Genomic DNA, 3,717 nt, shown 5'->3' with positions numbered 1-3,717 from the left:
CCCGTTTCGGCGAGTGCAACAAGCCTTTTGGTACGAGTGGCACGCAGGTGGCACGGCCGGTCTGCGGAGACGCAGAGACCGCGAGATCACGTGCTTCCCGACGAGAACTGGGACTTCTAGAGTCCACGATCTGGCCCGGCCCTGAAAAGGGCTGATGGGAGGCCCGGACCTGCAGGTTTCTGCAGGTCCGGGCCTCTTTTCGTGCCACATCGAATGGACAGAAGGGGACAGAAGTGTACTTTTCGCAGGTTCTTGCTCGGTGCCGGGCTATCGAGGACAGAGGGGCGGCCCGAAGACGAGTACTTTCTCCAGGTCTGAAGCAATTTTCGCAGGATTTCTCAATGGACAGAAGCTGCCAGAGATGGACGTCTAGCGACACTCAGAGGGGCACAGGAGTGGCACGTCCGCATCCTCCGAGCGGCGGCGGAGCGGTCACCGAACGTGACAAGCGGTGGCGACCGAGACCGTCGTGCCACTACGGGCCGAAGGGACCGAACTCGACACAGTCAGAGTTCCCGGAATCTGCGCTTCGATACGTCGGGAGCGTTGCGTGCATGAGGCGGTGCTGTATGCCACTCGAGTCCTTGGGTGACCACAGGAGGAGAAGATGAGAGACACGACGAAGAGGGGAAGCGCGGGAACTCGACGAGAGGCATGGGGCAGTTTGCGAAAGCTGCCGTCAGGGCGCTGGCAGGCCCGGTACGTGGGCCCAGACGGCAGGAAGTACACAGCTCGGACGGAGGATGACAAGTCGCTGACGTTCTTGACGAAGACCGACGCTCGCACCTGGCTCGCCGGTGTTCACACGAAGATCGCTCGCGGTGACTGGGAGCCGCCTGCGACACTCGCGGCACGGCTTCGGGCCGAGGCGGCCGCCGAGAAGGCGAGGTCGATCGGATTCGCCGAGTATGCAGAACGGTGGCTTGAGGCGGTGCGCACCGAGCCCAACCGTAGCGGCAAGATGCGGACCGACGGCACTGTCCGGTCCTATCAAAGCAAAGTCACCGGATACCTGGTGCCCGAGTTCGGGGACCTTCCGATCCGAGAGATCGATCAGGCCTGGATTCGGGCGATGGCCGAGCGACTGGACAGGATTCCGTCGACGTTGAACCCGAAGTCCGAGTTCAACGGGATCACGCGGCCCGTGCTGATCGTGCTCAAGATGATCTTGCGGCGTGCGGCCAGGGATCAGATCATCCCGGCGGTGCCGGACATCTCCGTACCCCGGCAGAAGGCAGTGCGTCACGATGCCGACCATGACCCCGACGAGGACCTGGCGACTCCCGCCCAGATCGAGGCGCTGTACGAGGCGACTCCGGATCTGTGGGCCATCATGGTCCTCCTCGCTGCTTGGTGCCAGCTGCGGCGCGGGGAGTGCCTGGGGTTGCAGCGCCGTGACATCCAATGGCGCGACGACGGTAGCGCCACACTGCATGTGCGTCGGCAGCTCAACGCGAGCACGGGTGACTACACGGATCTGAAGAGCGATGCGGGGAAGCGGTCGCTCAACGTTCCGCGTCTCATGCGCGACCGGCTTGAAGAGCATCTCCGTGTCAACGTGGCGCCCGAAGGCGCGGCGCCACTCGTGCCGGCTGTCGTCCGCGGAAGCCTACCGCTGTCCAACACACGATGGGGCTTTATCTGGGCCGACAGTCGGGCTGCCGTCCACGGTTTGCCCTGCAGGTTCCGATTCCATGACCTGCGGCACACAGGACTGACGATGTTCGCCCAGGAGGGCGCGACGCTGGCAGAACTCATGCGCCGTGGAGGGCACGCAGACATCAGCGTCGTGCTTCGCTACCAGCACGCCACGATGACCCGCGACCGCGAACTCGCCGATCGGATGAGCGAGCGGGTCTCGGCCCGTCTCGTGGCCGCGAAGGAGGAAGCGGACAATCCGTCATCGGACAGCGCTAGGGGCTAGTGGTGAGACGCTTGACCGCCGCGCCGCCACCGCCAGGAGCGAAAAGTAGGCCATTTATGGCACACTATTTACACTACCTACTTGGGGGAGTCGTGCTTCGCAAAGACCTATGGGATATCGCCCTCGACCAGTACGGGTATGTCACGGAACGGAACGCTCGGAACATGGGAGCTGCACCTGGGGAACTGGCTAGGCTCGCTCGTCGGGACAAGCTCGAGCGTGTGGGTCACGGGATCTATCGATTCTCGGAACTCCCGGCCACCGAGCGCGATGAGTACATGCTGGCCGTCCTGTGGGCGAACACCCCGGATGCCGCGCTCAGCCATGACACTGCGTTGGCGGTATACGAGCTGTGCGAGATCAACCCGGACCGAATCCACATCACTGTCCCCAAGGGGCATCGGGTCAGCAAGCGTGGCGGTGATACCTACGTCCTTCACCGCGCCCGCCTCGCCGAAGCGGATCTCTCCTGGTGGCAGGGCATCCGCACTGTCACAGAGAAGACCGCCATCCAGCAGGGAATCGACACCGGCGTCCCGGTGCATCTGATTCGGGCTGCCATCGACACAGCTCGCGAACGGGGCCGGATCACCGTTGCTGAGGCGACAGACCTGACAGCACAGATCGAAACGACCTATGTCTGACGACCCCTTCGCCGCGCTCCCCGAGAAGGACCGCACGCCTGCAAGCGCGCGCGTACTGGAACAGTGGGTGCATCAGGCATCAGCTGCGCTCGGCACGAGCGCTGCCCGCACGGGATGGATTCTGGCGTCGACGATCGTCATCGCCGCCCTCCAGCGGGCCTTGGGCGACGATCAGCAGCCACTCTTCCTCCTCAAAGGCGGGGTTTACCTTGAACGACGGCTCGGAGCCTCGGCACGCGCGACGCGCGACGTCGACACGCTCTTCCGAGGCTCCGTGGACGAGTTCGTTCTCGCATTGGACGAGGCGCTGGCTCAGCCATGGGGTCCCGTCGCCCTTTCCCGCTCGCCGATCCAGACGATCGACGCTCCTCGAATCGTGAAGCCGCGCCGCTTCGACGTGTTGCTGTCGCTTCGTGGTGTCACATGGCGACGCGTCCAAGTCGAAGTGGCCTTCGACGACGGGCGCGTCCGCGAGATCTCGGACCGGGTCGCCGCGCCCTCCGCCGGTTTCTTCGGCGTTCAGGCTCCTGACGCTCTCGTGGGGATCGCGCTGGCCTACCAGGTTGCCCAGAAGCTTCACGCGTGCACAGACCCCCACGAGCCGCCCACGTTCGTAAACGACCGGGTTCGCGATCTCGTTGACCTGCTATTGATCAAGCATGCGTACTATCCGACGCCGGGATCGCTCGATGGGGTGCGGGAGGCCGCGCTCGACGTCTTCCAAGTACGAGCCGCGGAAGCAGCCCAGATCGGCATGCACCCGCGCTCGTGGCCGCCCACAATCGTCACGAACCCCCTCTGGGCACGCACCTTCGCGATACCGGCGGAGCAAGCCGGCGTCTCATCGACACTCGATGAGCTCATCGCGGAACTCAACGAATGGATCAGCGCGATCGACAACGCGCGACCATAGGACTCACCCGTTGCCGCGTTCCGCCATCGTCGTGACTAGGGTCATCGGATGGCGCGACCACTCCTCCCGTTCCCGGCGGACACGGAGCTTGAGCTGGTGGATACTCAGCAACGACGGGACTGTCTGAATAACGGTGTGTGGGGTCCGGCCTGATCCGAAAGGAGACGGCCGTGGCTGACACGACCGAGTTGTTGGATGACGCGATGATTGATCCCGTGACGGGAGAGATCATCGAT

At 64.0% G+C, this 3,717-nt stretch carries 3 protein-coding genes; all 3 read left to right on the top strand.

Annotation, left to right across the window (positions count from 1 at the left end; genetic code table 11):
• The first annotated feature begins 763 nt into the window (after positions 1-763).
• Genes WML84_RS13695 through WML84_RS13685 form a run of 3 tightly spaced genes read left to right on the top strand, consistent with a single transcriptional unit; the run spans position 764 to position 3,481 of the window.
• Positions 764-1,924: a site-specific integrase gene (locus tag WML84_RS13695; protein ID WP_347346693.1), complete on the top strand. Its 1,161-nt coding sequence runs from the start codon at positions 764-766 to the stop codon at positions 1,922-1,924.
• A gap of 56 nt (positions 1,925-1,980) precedes the next feature.
• Entirely contained in the window at positions 1,981-2,568 is a 588-nt protein-coding gene (locus tag WML84_RS13690; protein ID WP_347346692.1) for a type IV toxin-antitoxin system AbiEi family antitoxin domain-containing protein, read from the top strand.
• Complete coding sequence (locus WML84_RS13685) at positions 2,561-3,481, top strand: nucleotidyl transferase AbiEii/AbiGii toxin family protein (protein WP_347346691.1); 921 nt, start codon at positions 2,561-2,563, stop codon at positions 3,479-3,481. Before WML84_RS13690 ends, WML84_RS13685 begins: the two co-directional genes overlap by 8 nt.
• Positions 3,482-3,717 lie beyond the last annotated feature (236 nt).

Origin of the sequence: Microbacterium sp., assembly GCF_039812165.1 — a bacterium.
In the GTDB taxonomy this organism is placed as follows: Bacteria; Actinomycetota; Actinomycetes; order Actinomycetales; family Microbacteriaceae; genus Microbacterium.
The sequence above is the reverse complement of the archived record's forward strand: the minus strand, read 5'-3'. Positions and strand labels throughout refer to the sequence as shown.

Excerpts from the sequence above, each read along its gene's own strand:
- WML84_RS13690 (WP_347346692.1), top strand. The coding sequence starts at position 1,981 with ATGGCACACTATTTACACTACCTACTTGGGGGAGTCGTGCTTCGCAAA.
- WML84_RS13685 (WP_347346691.1), top strand. The coding sequence starts at position 2,561 with ATGTCTGACGACCCCTTCGCCGCGCTCCCCGAGAAGGACCGCACGCCT.